The following is a 16,430-nucleotide window of genomic DNA, read 5'->3' as shown; positions in this document are numbered from 1 at the left end:
GCCCGCGACGCCGGATTGCGCCACGGGCCCTTGAGCTGCCCTGCCTGCTATGCCTGCCCGCCCACTAGGGAGTGGTGACTTCCACATCCACCCAGTAGTTGGTGGCGTTCCAGGTGTTGCCGGGGAACCCTCCTGCGCCGTAGGCATAGACGCCATTAGGACCGCTGGTACCGTCCGCCAAACCGTGGAGGATGCCACTGTCCGCTGACTTGCCGGCGAAGAATGCGCCGTCCGCCGAGTAATACCCATTGGGCGCCAGGTACGAAACCACGTAGACCGTATTGGCGCTGATCGGAATTGGCGTCGCGAACGTTGCCCGCTGCCATCCCGAGGCGCCCTCGTTGGTGAACGTTACCGATCCCAGCAGCTGGCCGCCTGAGGTCCAGAGCTTGCCAACGTGCGTACCCGTGTTCTGCGGTCCCTTGTAGAAACGGACCGCCGTGACGGTGGCGTTGGTGTCAGAGGTGAACTTCATGCCCAGTTCCACCGATGAGTTGTCCTGGGCGGTGACGGTGGATGGAACCGCGGTGGGTGCGAAGACGCTGCAGGGGCAGCCGGCCGTTGGTTGCGGGGCTGTCGTGAACGACCAGGTGTACGGCGATGCCATGGCCTGTCCGTTGCTTCCGGTGGCTCCGGATACCGTGGCCGTGAATGTTGTGCTGTAGGCCAGCGCGGCGGCGGGGGTGAACACCGAGGTGTTGGTCAACGTGTCATAGCTGAGGGTGCCCGGCACGTTGGTGTTGGCAGCGTCCTTGACGTTGAAGACCACGGTGCTTGGGTCAACTGCCCTGTCGTACGTCGCCTTCACCGTGGTGGTGGTGGCGACGTTGGTGGCACCGGCGGCCGGCGAGGTGGACGACACCGTGGGAACACTGACCGACGAGGACCCGTTCAGCACCACATCAACCCAGTAGTTGGCGTTGTTGTAGCTGCTGGAAGGGAACGCGGACGTGCCGTACCGGTACACGCCGTTGAGTCCGTCCACCCCGCTGGCCAGGCCATGAAGCGGATAGTTGTCCACGCTCTTCGTAAAGAACGCTCCGTCTGCCGAGTAGTGACCGTTGGGTGCGTAGTACGAAACGATGTAGGTCGTGTTGGCCTGGATGGCCACCGGTGTGGAGAAGTTTGCCTGCTGCCAGCCGGACCCCGACTCTCCGGTAAAGGTCACGCTGGCCAGCAACTGCCCTCCGCTTGTCCACAGCTTTCCGGTATGCGTCCCGGTGTTCTGGGAACTCTTGTAGAACCGGACACCGGTGACGTTTCCGGCAATGTCCGAGCGGAATTTCATCCCGAGTTCAACCGAAGATCCGTCCGGCTGGTCAATCGTTCCGGGCAGTGCATTCGAGGCAAATACGCTGCATGGGCAATTGGCCGTGGGCTGGGCCACTGTGGTGAAGGTCCAGCTGTAGGGCGCGGTCATTGCCTGGCCCGCCGCATTTGTCGCCCCGCTGACGGTCGCCGTGTACGTGGTGTTGTAGGACAGGGCGGAGCCCGGCGTGAACGTCACGGTGTTACCTGAGTAGCTGCTGGTACCCGTCACATTTGTAGTTCCGGCCTGCAAGGTGAAGGTAATGCTGCTGGCGGTGACCACCTGGTTGAACGTGGCGCTTGGTGCCGTGTTCACGCCAATCGCCGTCGCCTTGTCTGCCGGCAGCGTTGACGTCACTGCGGGCGGAACGGGTGCGGTTGCGGTGGTAAACGTCCAGGTGTAGGGGCTTGCCATCGCTTGGCCGGAACTGTTTGTGGCACCGCTGACAGTTGCCGTGTACGTGGTGTTGTACGCGAGCGGGCTGCCGGGCACAAAGGTGGAGGTGTTGGTTGCGGAGTTGTAGTTGGTTGTCCCCGGCACCGTGTTCCGGGACGGATCCAGCACGCTGAAGACCACCGAGGTGGGCACCACTGCCTGGTTGAAGGTCGCTGCCGGGGTCGCGGAGATGGGCACTCCGGTGGCCTGGTTTGCCGGCGATGTGCTGCTGACGGCCGGAGCGGGAGGCGGTGCCCCGGTGGTGAACGTCCAGCTGTAGGGACTGGCCATTGTTTGCCCGGCCGCATTGGTTGCACCGCTGACGGTCGCCGTGTACGTGGTGTTGTAGGCCAGCGCGGCAGAGGGGGTGAAAGTGACGGTGCCTGAGCTGTAGGCGGCGCTGCCTGCCACTGCAGTGTTGTCCGGATTCTTCAGCGTAAACGTGATGCTGCCGGCCGTGACGGCCTGGTTAAAGGTGGCTGACGGCGCTTTGGTGATGGCCACGTTGGTGGCGGCATTGGCAGGGTCGGTTGAAGAGACTGCCGGCGGCACTGATGCCGACGGAACGAACTTGACGTCCACCCAGTAGTTCTCGGCGTTGTACGAGGACTGGGGGAATACGCTGCTGGCCCCGTAGGTATAGACGCCGTTGCCCGAGCTGGGCGTGTTCCTCAGCCCGTGCAGCACGCCGCTGTCCAGGGACGAGTGCCCGGCCGGCATGGGCGACGGGTTTGGATACATGAAGCCGGCCGCCTGCGCATAGTGTCCCTGGGGAGCGAAGTAGGAGACCACATACGTGGTGTTTGCCGTGATGGCCACGGGTGTGGCGAAGTTGACCGTTTGCCAGCCTGTTGCCGTCTCGCCGGTGAACGTTGCCGAGGCCAGCCGGGTTCCACCCGATGTCCACAAACTGCCAACGTGCGTTCCCTTGTTGAGGCTTGACTTGTAGAAGGAGACGCCGGTGACGGTTCCAGCGGTCTGGGCGGTGAACTTCATCCCGACTTCCACACTTCCGCCGTCACCGGAATCCGGCGTGTCGGGGATCATGCTGGACCCGAAGATGGAGCACGGGCACGAGACGTTGACCGACGCCCCGGACCCCGGCACCTCGATATTCCCTGAATCATCCGTGGCACGGGTCTTCACGGCCACTGCCGGGCTGCCGTGGACTGTCCAGGTGTAGGACCAGTTGGTGGTACCGGTTGCCGGGTGCCATGTGGTTCCACCGTCGGTGGATACTTCGACGCCGGCAACCACCCCGCCGGCGTCGGACGCCGTTCCCGAGATGGTGACGCCGGAACCGTCGGCCAGGGTCTGGCCGTTCAGGCCCGATGTGATGGTCGAAACGGGGCTGGTGGTGTCGGTGGACTTTGACGCGGCCACCAGTCCCGTCATCAGGGTGGTCGGCTGGACACCCATGTCGGCGAACAGGTTGACGGTGGCCTGCTGCATGTTCTTGTCGGGCGTGCTGGTGGGAATGGTGAAGTTGTCCAGGCCGTAGGCCCATTGGACTGTGCCTGCGCCAAAGACAAGCGCGCCGCTGGGAGCGCGGTACATGATCAGGTTGTGTGTTTGGCTGGACGCGGCAGTGCTGCTGCCATAGTCCGTGAACGCCTCGGGGACGGAAACGGTGGTGGCGGACAATTTGAACGCGCCGGCGGGCCGGAAACCGTTGTCGGCGTCGATGTCCCACTCGTAACCCAGCGTGTCCAGGCCGCTTCCGAGGGTGAGTGACTGCGTTCCCGTCAGTTTGGCGGCCGCAGTGTTGCGCCACAGCCGCATCCCCGCGTACTGGGCGGGGACCTTGATGTCCGCGGAGCCGGAATTGACCAGGAAGAACTGGCCGGTCAGCGAGTTCTCCGGGTTCCCGCCACCGGTTGAGGTGCCGAAGCGCGGGTCGCGCCAGGTACCGGTCCATTCAACGGGGTCTACGGGCGTGTTGTAGTGGGTGTCCTTGTATGAGACCAGTGTGCGGCCGGAGGTCTGGCTGCCATCGATCGAGGCCTCCCAGCGGGTGCGCCAGAACGCTTCGTTGCCGCTGAAGAAGGCCAGGTTGACTCCTGCGTTCCGGGCGGCCTCCACGTTGGTTCGCTGTGTTCCGCTCCAGTACTCATCGTGTCCGGAGGACATGAACATCTTGTGGTTGAGCAGCAGGGTGCCGCGCGTCGCCGTGTCCAGGCCGCTCATGTAGCTGACGTCGTAGCCGTTCGCCTCCAGGAAGCGGATCATCGGGTATTCGGTGTCCATCAGCCAGCTGTGGCCTTGGTCGCCCGTGGAAAGGAACGGCCGGTTGTAGGACACCTTGAACGCTGACTTGTAGGCCTGCGGATTGCCGGTGGGGCACGCCACCGTGCATTGGTAGAGGCTGTTGCCGCCGTAGGTGTTGTAGGCCTGCCACGTTGTGTCGGACGTCTGCACCACGATGCCGCTCTTGCTCGCGTCATTGCGCACCACGAAGGGAATCATGCTGTCCCCGCCCGTATCGTTCCGGACCAGGTGGGCGAAGTAGACGCCCGAGACAGCGGACGCCGGGACTGTCCAGGACGCCGACACTCCCCAGTTTCCACAGTCAACCAGGCCCGTTCCGGACTGGGTCAGGCAAGCGGGCTGGGTCTGGGGCAGCTTTGCCGTCAGGGGAATGCTGGCGGCGATCTTCCGGGCCCCGTTTCCCTGGTAATAGCCAAACCGAAGAATGTCGATGTGATAGGCGCTGGCGGTGGTCTTGATCTTGAAGCTGATGGATTCGCCAAGGTTGACGCTCATCGCCGTTCCGAACCCCTGGATGGACGCGTCGCCGGATCCGGAAACCTCCCAGTCTGAGGAGGGCGTGCCGGGCAGCGAGTTCTCACAGGCGACGGCGCTGGCAACGGGGGGTGTGCAGGCGTCGGCGTGGGCCGCCGGCGCCTGGGAAAGCGTGGAACTGAAAGACAACATCGCGGCGATGAGGAACAGTACGGAAAAACTTGCTGCCGTACGCAGTCTGCCTTCAACGGGCTTTGATTTTGCAAACACTTTAACTCCAATTCGAGACGTTAATAGCCATTTGGGCGCCAGGTGCCTGCACTACCCGAATCAAGGAATAGGCGGCCATTGAGGAATGCGGGAATGAAATTTCGCCAGGGTAATTCCGGGAATTCAACCCGAGCCCACTCCCCACGACTGCAATTCATAATTGCGGCTGCTGTCGTCCCGCTCCCAGGCGGGGCTTTTTCGGCGTCGGGCCGCACGGCCCGCAAGGGCGAAGACGGCATACACTGCGGCATCCATCGCGGAGCCGGGGCCCTTGATTGAATGCCCCAGTTGCCCCAGCGTCCTGCCCGCATGGGCACCCGGAACATCGCGGAGTTCGGAATTCCCCCGATACACGCGCTTGAGGGTGGAGAGCAGTGCCCTCCCGGTCCGCGGTGTATGGACAGTCACCGGCGGACAGGCGATCGTTGCTTTTTCGGAGGCATCGAACAGCCGGTCGATGTAGCAGTCGTCGGCCGTGACGGGCGGGAATTCACCCAGCCGTTCATGGCCCTTGCGGCTCAGGCCGTAGACGCCTGCACCCCACATCGACGCCGATGCCTGCGGAAGCCGGTTTCGTGCCCGGTAGTAGGCGCGGACCGCCCAGGAGGCGCCCGCCGTGTCGTAGGCGAAGGCGGGCCGGGCGCACAAGGGCCCGTCGTCGTCGGAAAGTGCCTCCAATGTGGCACGCAGCGCTGCCGCCGGTACCTCGATGTCGGCGTCCACGTACAGCCTCGGCCACCGGCCGGCGGCTTGGTCGCCGGCGTTGAGGGCAGCGGTCTTGGACGCCTCTTCCACGGTGACCACCCGGACGCCTGGAACGGCACCGGCCACGGCCTCTGTCCCGTCGGTGCATCCGTTACAGGCAACCACTACGTCCACGTTCCCGCCGGCGAGGGGCCCCTTGAGTGCTTCCAGCGTCCGTCCGAGGACCGAGGCTTCATTGTGGGCCGGAATGATGACCGTGCCGGAGGGAAAATCCCCTTCCTGCTCCGGGCGGCCCGGATAGGCAACGGCGTGGGGCAGGTCGGCCCACCGGGACTCCCTCGCGATCAGTCCCAGGATTCCCCGGTGGGCCGGCAGCGGTGCGCGCAGCAGGGCAGAAAGTACGACGGCGGCACGGAAGGTGCTTGCGTAGCTGCCATGATGGAATTTGCGGACATAGCGGATCCGGTTCGCCCCCATGAGCGCATCGAGGGACGGCGAGCTCCCGGACGCGCCACGGGAGTGGACCATGGCTGCAAGGGGCTCGAACCAGACGGCGGCCTTGAGCTCCCGGACGCGGTGCAGGTAGTCCGTCTCTTCCGAGTACAGGAAGTAGGACTCGTCCCAACCGCCAACCTGCTCCGCGATGTCGGAGCGGATCAGCAGCGCAGCCCCGGTGGCCCAGTCCACTTTGTGCGGGTGGGCGTAGCTTTCCGCGTCGAAGTCCATCTCCGTCAGCCACCCCGGACGTCCTCGGAACCTGCTTCCCAGCAGGGCGTCGCCCAGCGCGCGCGAGATGCTCGGCTCCCGGCGCAGCGAGGGGTAGACGCTTCCATCATCGTCACGCAACAAGGGCACCACCACTCCCGCGCCGGTGCTCTCCATGGACTTCCGCAGAGCCAGGACCGCTCCCGGGCAGAGCCTGAGGTCCGGGTTGAGGACCAGGTAGGCATCCGCACTTCCCGCTTTCGAACAGGCCGCATTGATGCCGCCCGCGTACCCGAGGTTTCCCCCGGTGGCGAAGGCGGCCACGCCCGGAAACTCCTGCAGGCAGGAAAGCGTCTCCGGGTTCGGCGAGTTGTCCGCAACCAGCACTTTGATGGACTGCTCCCGGGTCTGGAGCCGGAGGCTCTCCAGCAGCCCGCACACGTCCGCACCATTGTTGTAGGTCACCACCAGCGCGGCAACGTCGGCGTGTTCGTCGGTGGAGGTGAAGCCGTCTGCTGCGGCGCGGGTCCCGAGAAGGGAACCGGAATCGGCTTCAGGGACATCGCCCGAAGTCGCCTGCGGCGCACCATCTAAACTGTGCCGGCGAAGCTTCAGGTAGGCCTCCGGCCCCTCCACGACGTACCGTTTGGCAAGCCGCCTGGGTTCCATGGCCAGCCGCCAGGCCCATTCCAGGCCCATGTTGCTGACCTGGACCGGAGCGCGCCGGATGTGGCCGGCCAGGAAATCGATGACTGCCCCGAACGCAAGGAGGACCTTGGCCCCGGTCAGCTCCCCGTACTCGCGGATCCAGAGTTCCTGCCGTGGTTTACCCAGGCACACCACCAGGATGTCCACCCCCGCGGCCCGGATGTCCGCACACAATTCCGCGACGGCGGCGGTATCAGTGAGCATCGGGCGGGCGGGCGCCCACCACCCGGCCACGCGCAAATTGGGGCGCTCTGCTTCAAGCCGGGCGGCAACCAACTGCTGCGCTTCCGGACTGCCGCCCAGGAAACCGACGGACCGCCCCTGTGCCGCGGCGTCATCGAGTATTTGCCCGATCAGGTCACTCCCCGCAAGGCGCGGCCACCGTTGGCCTGTGAGTTCCTCCGCCTTGGACACCAGCGGGGCCCCATCCAGGAGGGCCAGCCACTCCAGCGACGGTACTCCCAGCGTTCCTTCCCAGCGGCTGCCCGTCCCGAAGTGGTTAACGTGGTCCAGGTTCGCCGACAGCACTCCCAAGGGGACTTCGGCGTTGCCTGCGGCGCGTTCCCTAATGGCTGCGAGGGCGTTTTCACGGCTCATCAGGTCCACCCTGACGCCGCCGAGCGTGACGGCCCGTTTCCGGGGACCCTCTAGGGCTGCTGTTCCCCGCGGTGCCACCAACCCGGCCATCCCCAGTTTGTGGATGCGGCGGGGCAGGCGTCCAAGTGCAGATGTCATTCCGGCTCCATGGTCACAGCGCAGGAGCACGTCGGCCGGAAAAGGGGTCTGCACTCCCCGTTTCAGCCGCGCACCGGTCACCCGGCACGGCACCTGTCGCATCTGTCAGTTGTCGACGGATGCCATCGGTTGGCAGGACTGCGAGGACCTGGCATCCGGCCCGGAACCGTGGGCCGGACACCCAACGGCATCCGTGTTTCCCCACCGTAGGCCGGGGAAACCCTCTAACCGGAGCCCGGTGGGCTACCTATGTGGGTACCCGCACGAACCTTTGTGGTGCCACAAACTGCCTGGCTATGCCGGCGTCCGGAAGAACAGTTCCGAGACGGCGGCAAGACGGAGGGGATCCTCCACTCCGCACAGCTCGCGTGCGGAATGCATGGACAGCAGCGGCACGCCCACGTCCACGGTCCGTATCCCCAGCCGCGTGGCCGTGAGCGGTCCGATGGTGGAACCGCAGGGCACCACATTATTGGAGACGAATTCCTGGTAGGGCACGCCCGCTTCGCCGCAGAGCCGGGCCCAGAACGCCGCGCCCAACGCGTCAGTGGCGTAGCGCTGGTTGGCGTTAATCTTCAGGAGCGGTCCCCCGTTGAGGACAGGATGGTTGGCGGGATCGTGCCGCTCGGCGTAGTTGGGGTGGACCGCATGCCCGGCGTCGGCTGAGAGGCAGAACGACGCCGCCAGGGCCTGGCGCCGCTGGCTCACCGTTGCGCCAAGGCCGTCCGAGATGCGCACCAGCACGTCCTCAAGGATGGGCCCGCAGGCACCGGAGCGCGAGTTGGAGCCGATTTCCTCATGGTCGAACGCGGCGAGGACCGCAATCGGTCCGCCGGCCGTGCCGGACCCCGCATGGGCAATCAGGGCCGCCAGCCCCGCGTGCGTGGCCGAAAGGTTGTCCAACCGCCCTGATGCGAAGAACTCCCCCTTGCCCCCGAAAACCGCAGGCGCCTGTGTGTCCGCAATGACGACGTCGTACCCGCCAATGTCCGCCGGATCGACGGAGGCACCGGCAACCGATGCGGCCAGGACGCCCAGCAGGTCCGAGTCCGTGGGATTTCCCAGCCCCCACACCGGGTTCATGTGGCGCTGTTTGTCCAGTGCGAGCCCTTCGTTCACAGCCCGGTCCAGGTGGATGGCCAGCTGCGGGAAGCGGAGCAGCGGTCCGGTGGCGGCCAGGTGCTCCGTGCCGTCGAGCATCACCAGCCGGCCCGCGAGCCGCAGCTCACGGTCCAGCCAGGAGTTGAGCAGGGGGCCGCCGTAGATCTCCACCCCGGCCTGGAGCCAGCCGTGGGCGCCGGTGGTGGGCTTCGGTTTGAGTTTGAAGGACGGCGAATCGGTGTGCGCCCCCAGGATGTTGAAGCCGGTGGCAGGTCCGGCTCCTTCGGGAACCACCCAGGCGATCAGAGCGCCGTCGCGGATCATGAAGAAGGAGCCGGGCCCGCCCTCCCACGGCTGCAGCTCGTCCAGGCGGAGGAAGCCGGCTTCCTCCAGCCGCCGGCCGCCCTCGTGGGCGGCGTGAAAGCTCGACGGCGATGCGCTGACATAGGCGCCAAGGTCCTGGATGTGGTCTGCGGCAGAGGAAGTCAAAGGCATGGTCCCGAGTCTAGTGCGGCCTACTCCACGGGTGCCGCGGCAGCCTCGGATGCCACGGCCGGTTCCGTTGCCGTTGCCGCGTCCTTGCGCCGGTAGCGCAGCACGCCCACGGCAACCACCACCAGGGCCAATGCGATGGAGAGCAGCAGTGATTCGCGGGTTGATTCCACGATCACCATGCCGATGAGCAGGGCCACGATGCTGACGATGGCTGCCCAGGTGAGGTACGGGAACAGCCACATCTTCAGCTGCAGGCCCTGGGCTGCGGCGCCCATCCGGCGGCGGAGGATCAGCTGGGACACGGAGATGACAAGCCAGACGAACAGGGCGATGGCACCGGAGGTGTTGACCAGGAAGAGGAACACCGTGTCCGGGGCGATGTAGTTCAGGCCCACCGTGACGAAGCCGACCACCGTGGAGGCGAGCACGGCCGCGGCGGGAACACCGCGCCGGGAGATCCGCATCCACGAGCGCGGGGCGTCACCGCGGGTGGAGAGCGAAAACAGCATACGACTTGCGGTGTAGAGCCCGGAGTTGAGGCAGGACAGGACGGAGGTCAGGACCACGACGTCCATGATGGTTCCGGCGCCGGGGATGCCGAAGAGTTCGATGACAGCAACGTAGGGGCTCTTGGCGACGGAGGCCGAGTTCCAGGGCAACAGGGTGACCACCACGGCGATTGAACCGATGTAGAACACCAGGATGCGCCACACGGTGGACTTCACAGCCTTCTTCACGGCGTCCACGGGGTTTTCGGATTCGCCGGCGGCAATGGTAGCGATCTCGGCGCCGAAGAAGGAGAAGACCACCACGAGGATGCCGGCCAGGACTGCGCCCGGCCCGTTCGGCATGAATCCTCCGTTGTTGACCAGGTTGCTCAGGCCGGGAGCCGGAACGCCGGGGATGAGTCCCAGGATGGCGGCGGCGCCGAAGACCAGGAACAGGACGATGGCGGCCACTTTGATGGACGCGAACCAAAACTCGAACTCGCCGTAGGACTTCACCGAGCCGAGGTTGGTCAGGGTCAGCAACACCATGAGGGCAAGGGCCCAGACCCACTGGTCGATGCCTGGCACCCACCGGTGCATGATGGCCGCACCTGCGGTGGCCTCGATACCCAGGACGATGATCCAGAACCAGGCGTAGAGCCAGCCGATGCTAAACCCGGCCCAGCGGCCCATTGCCTTGTCCGCATAGGTGGAGAAGGAACCCGTCTCCGGGTTCGCGGCGGCCATCTCCCCCAGCATGCGCATCACCAGGATGACCACCAGGCCAGCGGCTGCGTATGCGACGAGGATACCCGGGCCGGCCTGCTGGATCGCAGCCCCCGAGCCGACGAAGAGCCCTGCACCGATCACGCCGGCAATGGCGATCATGGACAGGTGCCTGGGTTTCAGGGACTTTGAGAGTTGCTGGTCAGCATGCATGGAAGTGCCGTCCTGTTGGGAAATTGCAGAGAGTGTGCGATGTTCGTTGATGCACCTCCGGCGGACCGTGTGATGCACCACATCGTCGTTTCACCCTAGGTCCGCCATTATGCCCCTTGCTTTGTGCACTCCAACAGATCTGGTTGCGTCCAACAGGACGGCACTCCAAGCAGGAACCACTAGAGGCAAATAATGTTTCCTGCCAGGCACTTTTGTAATGTGCCGGAAACCACGCGCCGGCCACGTCCGGGTGGCCGGCGCAGGGTAACCCCCTACACGTCCCGGCGCTTCAGCAGGACGGCGGCGATCAGGATGGGGATCACCACCCAGGCGCCCAGAACCAAGGCCGCCTGCCATGTTTCGAGGGTGTCCGGCACGTGCTGGGCCGCCGTCAACGGCTCAACCGTGTTGCCGGGCAGGTACTTCCTGGCTTCCTTGAAGAAGTCGCCGGGAATGAGCTGGAAAGCGATCGGTGCCACGAAGAAGATGCCCACCAGGCTCATGATGCCGCCGGCGGAGTTCCGAAGCAGCGTGCCCAGGGCCATGCCGATCGCGGCTACGGCCGCCACGTAGATGCTGTTGACCAGGAGCAGTTTCACGGATTCGGAGCTGCCCAGGTCCAGCTTGAGTCCGTAGTTGTCCAGAATGGGAACCGCCACCAGTCCCGCCGCCCAGGTGGAGATGGCCGTAACCGCGAAGGACACCACCATGACCACCACCAGTTTGGCCGTGAACGCGGGCAGCCTCTTAGGCACCGCCGCGAACGTGGACCGCGCCATGCCGGTGGTGAATTCCGAGCTCATCAAGAGCACGCCCAGGGAGCCGAGGATCAGCTGGGCGAAGGCGATGCCCGAAGTGGGCACGCTGATGGCGAGGTCCCCGCCTTGGGAAGCCGCCCGGACAGCCGCCTGCGGATCCCGCGAGGCCGCGCTGGCAAACTGGCCGGTGCCCCAGGCGGACAGCGCACCGAAGCCCACCATCACAACCGCGGTGGCCGCGAGCAGGATCAGCGTCGAGAGCAGGCTCCGGAACTTGATGACCTCCGAGTTGAGCACCCGGAGGAACGTGGGACCGGGCAGGGATTTCCCGTGGCCGCCGCGGCTGTGGCCTGCGGAGGACGATGCCGGTTCGGGCGAAGCCGTGGATTCTGTGGTCATGGCGCTCATTATTTGCTTACCTCCGCGGCGGGCAGGGAGTGGTATTCGACGTCGTCCTTGGTCAGTTCCATGTACGCTTCCTCGAGGCTGGCCGTGAGGGGCGTGAGTTCGTAGACCATGACCTGGCTTTCCAGGGCCGCCGCGGCGATCGCCTTGGGCTCCAGGCCGGTTACTTCCAGCAGTTCACGTTCCGGAACCTCGATGGAGGCGCCCCGGCCGGCAAGGAGCTGGTACAGCCGGTCAGGTTGGTCGGTGCGGACGCGGACGCGTGCCTGGCCCTTGCCGGTGATGATGTCGCGGATGGGAGCATCGGCGATCACCCGGCCACGGCCGATGACGATGAGGTGGTCGGCAGTCTGGGCCATCTCGCTCATGAGGTGGCTGGAAAGGAACACGGTGCGTCCCTGCCCGGCGAGGTAACGGACCAGGTTCCGCACCCAGACCACGCCTTCCGGGTCCAGCCCGTTGACCGGTTCGTCAAGGATGAGTGTCTGCGGGTCGCCGAGCAGGGCGGCGGCGATGCCCAGCCGCTGGCCCATGCCCAGCGAGAAGCCGCCGGCCTTCTTGCGCGCCACTGCGTCGAGCCCGGTCATCTCGATCACTTCGTGCACCCGGGCTTTGGGAATCCCGTGCGTGGCTGCCATGGCCAGCAGGTGGTTGTAGGCACTGCGGCTCGTGTGGACCGCTTTCGCGTCCAGCAGGGCACCCACCTGGCGCAGCGGCGCCGTGTGCTTGACGTACGGGAGGCCGTTCACTGTGACCGATCCCGACGTCGGCCGGTCCAGTCCCATGATCATGCGCATCGTGGTGGATTTTCCTGCCCCGTTCGGGCCCAGGAATCCAGTGACTTGCCCTGCCTTGACGGTGAAGCTGACGCCGGCGACGGCGGTCTTCGCCCCGTAGACCTTTGTCAGCCCGTTTGCCTCGATCATGAATAGTCCTTTTGACGGCAGCACGCGGCTGCGGATGGCGTTCTGTGGGAGTTCACTCCCCACGCTAACGGGGCCGCAGCCGCTTTTCGCCGGATTCAGGGATGATTCAGGGGAGAATCAGGGTTGCTCCGGGAACCACGCCTCCCCTGGTCAGGGGCGCGGGGAATAGTAGGTCAACGCCTTGCGCCGCACGGTGTAGGCGACCCGGCGCACTCCCGGCAGTGCTTCACCATCCACTGCCAGGGCCATGGGTGCGCCGTCCGCGTCGATGCTGACCTCCGTGGCCTCACGCAGGTGGGTGATCCTGGAGCTTGCCACGGTGCCGGTCAGTACGGCCCAGAGCAGGCGAACACGGGCGAAGGATTCGTCGGCGGTGATCAGTCGGACGTCCAGTAAGCCGTCGTCCATGACGGGCCGGATCAGCGGCGCGTGGTCCCGGGGGTAGTAGCGGCCCCGTCCGAGGTAGGCGATCCACACTTTGTGCCGGACGCCGTCCACGGACAGCGTGATCGGAGTTCCCGCTGCGAAGGTGCGGAACATGGCGACGACGCCGGCCAGTGGCTTTCCAAGCGCGGGCTGCAGGTGCTCCCGGCGCCGCACCAGATTGGGATAGAGCCCGATGCTCGATGTGTTCAGCATGACCAGTTTGGACACTTCGGGGTTGGCCGCCAGGCCGCGTTCCGCGGTCACCATGCCGATGTCCGCCAGCGCTGCCTCACCCTTGGTTGCCGCTTCCACGGCGTCCTTCAGGCTTCCGGTGCCCGCGTCCCGCGCGAAGTGGTTGAGGGTTCCGCCGGGCAGCACCAGCAGGGGGAGGGAGCGGTCGACGGCGGCAGCGGCCGCAGCGCCGACGGTTCCGTCGCCGCCCCACACACCCAGGGCACGGGTCCCGGGCACGTCGGCGGTTGCGTTGATTTGCTGCACCAGGTCATCTTCGGGCTGCACCGTGTTTATATGCGCCTTTGGGAATACTTGCTTGAGGGCGGCGGCCGTTTCCTCCTTGAAGGATCCACCCAGGGTGTTGACCACGATGCTGAGGCCTTCGCCGGCGGGCAGCCCGGGCGCCTCGGCCCAGGTCCGGGCTGTCTGCGGGATGGGCGGCCGGACAGGCCACCAGTGCCGGGTCACCAGAGCGGCGCCTGCGCCGAGCGCCGAACCGAAGATCACATCCGAGGGCCAGTGCGCGCCGGTGTGGACCCTTGAGTAGGCCACGCCGAGGGCCGCGGGGGCCAAGGCAGCCCCGAGCGCGGGCCGGACCAGGCCTGCGCCCACCGCGAAGGCGACGGCAGAAGCTGAGTGGCCCGAAGGCATGGAGGAGCTCTGGGGTTGGGGGTGGACGAAGCGGAACACCGGGAGGTGTTCCGGCTGCGGCCGGGTCCGGGGGAGCAGCGTCTTGAACACCAGGTTGGTGACGGCCGATGCGACGCCCTGGGCGATCAGCCCATGGACTGCAGCCCGCCGGGTCTTGCCGGGGAACAGCGCCAGGACGGCTGCGGTTCCGATCCAGAGCTTGCCCTGGTTGGCTGAAGCCGAAAGCCGACGGAAGAACGCGTCGTGGCTGCCTCCGGGAAGGTTTGAAACATGCTGGAGAAGGTACCTATCGACGCGGCTGGGCCAACTCCGGCGGCGGTGCCTGATGCTTTGCATGTGATCACCCTAAACCCAGGAGGCCCTGCCCCTCGGGCTCCGGTTCCTCCCTGCGCGGCGCCCTTGCTCCCGTCAGGGTTCTTTGGTGTCGTCGACCTGCAGGGGCCGGGCGGCACCGGCCAGCAGGAGCGCCACGAGGATCGGTGCCATGATCGCCAGCAGCGCGGTATGGATGCCCGTGAGGTCGCCGAGGTAGCCGAGCAGGGGTGGTCCGGCCAGGAAAGATATATAACCCAAAGTGGATACAACGGAGACGCGTGCTGCCGAATGCCTGGGATCATCGGATGCGGCGGACATTCCCATCGGGAATGCCAGCGCGGCGCCTACGCCCCAGAGGGCCGCTCCGATGCCGGCAAGCCAGATATTCTGCGCCAGGACGAAGAGACCCAGCCCCGCGGCCGCGGCGGCCATGCTGGCCCGCAGCACGGCAACCCGCCCGTACTTGTCGATCACCCGGCCGCCGAGGAAACGCATGGCCGTCATGGCCAGGACGAACAGGGCGAACATGAGTGCTCCCGTGGACTCCGATGTGGCCAGGCCGTCCACGGAAGCCTTGGCGATCCAGTCGTTGCCGGCCCCCTCGGTGAGGGTGGCTCCCAGGACTACGACACCGATCAGCAGTGTCCTGCTGTCCCGCCATGCAGAGGGGCCCTTGGCGGCCTTTGGTTCCCCGGGGGTGGCCGCGGTGGAAATGTGGGGGAGGAAGAAGCGCGGCGCGGTCAGGGCCACCAGCACCACGACGCCTGCGATGACCATCAGGTGCAGCGGAAGGTCCACACCCAGGCTCGAAAGGCCGGCGCCCACCAGCGCGCCCACAAACGCACCCCCGCTGAAGGCCGCATGGAATTGCGGCATGATGGTCCGGCGAAGTTTGTGTTCGACGTCGGCCCCTTCGATGTTTTGCGCTACATCCCACAGTCCGATGCCGATGCCGAAGAAGAACAGCGATACCGCGGTTCCGGGAATGGACGTGGCTGACAGTGACATGGCAATGCCTGCACCCGCGGCCGCGGCCAGCAGCCCGGCGAAGCGGACGGTGTTGGCCGTGCCGATCCGGCCCACCACCATTCCCGCCGTGGGGAGTGCCAGAAGCGACCCCACCGCCGTGCACAGCAGCAGCGTGCCCATCTGGCCGGACGTGATGTGCAGCGTCTGCGTGACTGCCGGGATCCTGGCTGCCCAACTGGCGAACACGAGCCCATTGATGCCGAAGACCACAAACGTGGCCGCGGCCGCCGCTTTTAGTCCCGCATGCTGTTCAGTACCGGCATTGATGCTCATACGTTCACTACTTCCACGGAGTACTTGTCGAGTTGGGCTTGTTCCTGGCCACTGAATTTCCGGTCGGTCACGATCACGTCCACCTGGTCCAGGCCGCCGATGAGGACCCTCGCGTGCGCCTGCCATTTTGCCGCCGATGCGGCAACAATCACCCGTGCTGAAGAGTCGAGGCCGGCTCTCTTGAGAGCGGCATCGTCCAGGTCGTGGGCCAGGAGGCCGTCAGTGAAGTCCACGGCACATGGGGTGACCACGGCGGTGTCAAACCGCAGTGACCTGATGTTGGATTCGGCCAGGGGCCCCCGGAAACAGAGTTCACCGGGCACCAGGCTTCCCCCTGGCAGCAACAACGCCGGGCGGGAACCCGCCGCACTGTCCCCGCCGGCGGCCGCATTGAGCCCGGGCAGGGACATCGGCATCAGGGTCAGTTCCCGGCCGGTGACAGCACGGGCGATTTCGGTGGCCGTGCTTCCGCTGTCCAGCCAGACATGTTCGCGTTCCATCAGCAGCCCGGCGACGGCGGCGGCGATGCGCTTCTTCGCGTCCCGGTCCTCCAGCTCACGCAGTCCGTAGCCGGGGTTCTGCCCCTGCCCGATCAGGCTCCTGGCTCCGCCGTGGATCCGCCGGAGGACGCCGTTGCCCGCCAGTGTTTCGAGGTCGCGGCGGATCGTGGGCCCGGAGGCGTCGCAGGCCAGCATCAGCTCTTCCACGCTGACTTCGGCTTGTTGCCGGAGGATATCGGCGATAAGCCTGTGCCGCTCATCCGTCTTCATGAGCAAATGAT

At 65.9% G+C, this 16,430-nt stretch carries 10 protein-coding genes; 1 reads left to right on the top strand and 9 read right to left on the bottom strand.

Annotated features, from left to right (window positions below; translation table 11 throughout):
• Positions 1-64 precede the first annotated feature (64 nt).
• A complete protein-coding gene (locus tag QF050_RS03965; protein WP_308929256.1) occupies positions 65-4,507 on the bottom strand; it encodes a DUF4082 domain-containing protein in 4,443 nt (1,480 codons plus the stop codon).
• Here QF050_RS03965 and QF050_RS03960 point away from each other — a divergent pair.
• Complete coding sequence (locus QF050_RS03960) at positions 4,497-4,838, top strand: hypothetical protein (RefSeq protein WP_308929255.1); 342 nt, start codon at positions 4,497-4,499, stop codon at positions 4,836-4,838. The genes QF050_RS03965 and QF050_RS03960 overlap by 11 nt on opposite strands.
• Positions 4,839-4,879: 41 nt before the next feature.
• Here the strand turns inward: QF050_RS03960 and QF050_RS03955 are convergent, their stop codons facing one another.
• From QF050_RS03955 to QF050_RS03920, 8 genes are all read right to left on the bottom strand, one after another.
• Positions 4,880-7,609, bottom strand: a complete 2,730-nt coding sequence (locus QF050_RS03955; RefSeq protein ID WP_308929254.1) for a WecB/TagA/CpsF family glycosyltransferase — start codon at positions 7,607-7,609, stop codon at positions 4,880-4,882.
• Between the two features lie 294 nt (positions 7,610-7,903).
• Positions 7,904-9,205 carry a M18 family aminopeptidase gene (locus QF050_RS03950; RefSeq protein ID WP_308929253.1) on the bottom strand — a complete coding sequence of 434 codons (1,302 nt, stop codon included), beginning with the start codon at positions 9,203-9,205 and terminating at the stop codon, positions 7,904-7,906.
• A gap of 20 nt (positions 9,206-9,225) precedes the next feature.
• Positions 9,226-10,632 (bottom strand): amino acid permease, encoded by a 1,407-nt coding sequence (locus QF050_RS03945; RefSeq protein WP_308929252.1) that lies wholly within the window; start codon positions 10,630-10,632, stop codon positions 9,226-9,228.
• A gap of 272 nt (positions 10,633-10,904) precedes the next feature.
• Positions 10,905-11,798, bottom strand: a complete 894-nt coding sequence (locus tag QF050_RS03940) for an ABC transporter permease (protein WP_308929251.1) — start codon at positions 11,796-11,798, stop codon at positions 10,905-10,907.
• On the bottom strand, positions 11,798-12,721 hold the full coding sequence (locus tag QF050_RS03935; RefSeq protein ID WP_308929250.1) for an ABC transporter ATP-binding protein: 924 nt from the start codon (positions 12,719-12,721) through the stop codon (positions 11,798-11,800). The genes QF050_RS03940 and QF050_RS03935 overlap by 1 nt, the downstream gene beginning before the upstream one ends.
• 150 nt (positions 12,722-12,871) lie before the next feature.
• Positions 12,872-14,368: a phosphatase PAP2 family protein gene (locus QF050_RS03930; protein WP_308929249.1), complete on the bottom strand. Its 1,497-nt coding sequence runs from the start codon at positions 14,366-14,368 to the stop codon at positions 12,872-12,874.
• A 72-nt stretch (positions 14,369-14,440) separates the two neighbouring features.
• Positions 14,441-15,649: an MFS transporter gene (locus tag QF050_RS03925; RefSeq protein ID WP_308929248.1), complete on the bottom strand. Its 1,209-nt coding sequence runs from the start codon at positions 15,647-15,649 to the stop codon at positions 14,441-14,443.
• A complete protein-coding gene (locus QF050_RS03920) occupies positions 15,646-16,419 on the bottom strand; it encodes a DeoR/GlpR family DNA-binding transcription regulator (RefSeq protein WP_308929247.1) in 774 nt (257 codons plus the stop codon). The genes QF050_RS03925 and QF050_RS03920 overlap by 4 nt, the downstream gene beginning before the upstream one ends.
• Positions 16,420-16,430 lie beyond the last annotated feature (11 nt).

It is taken from the genome of Arthrobacter sp. SLBN-112, from assembly GCF_030944625.1.
Taxonomy (GTDB): domain Bacteria; phylum Actinomycetota; class Actinomycetes; order Actinomycetales; family Micrococcaceae; genus Arthrobacter.
Note: the sequence above shows the minus strand (reverse complement) of the source record. Positions and strands in the feature narration are given on the sequence as shown.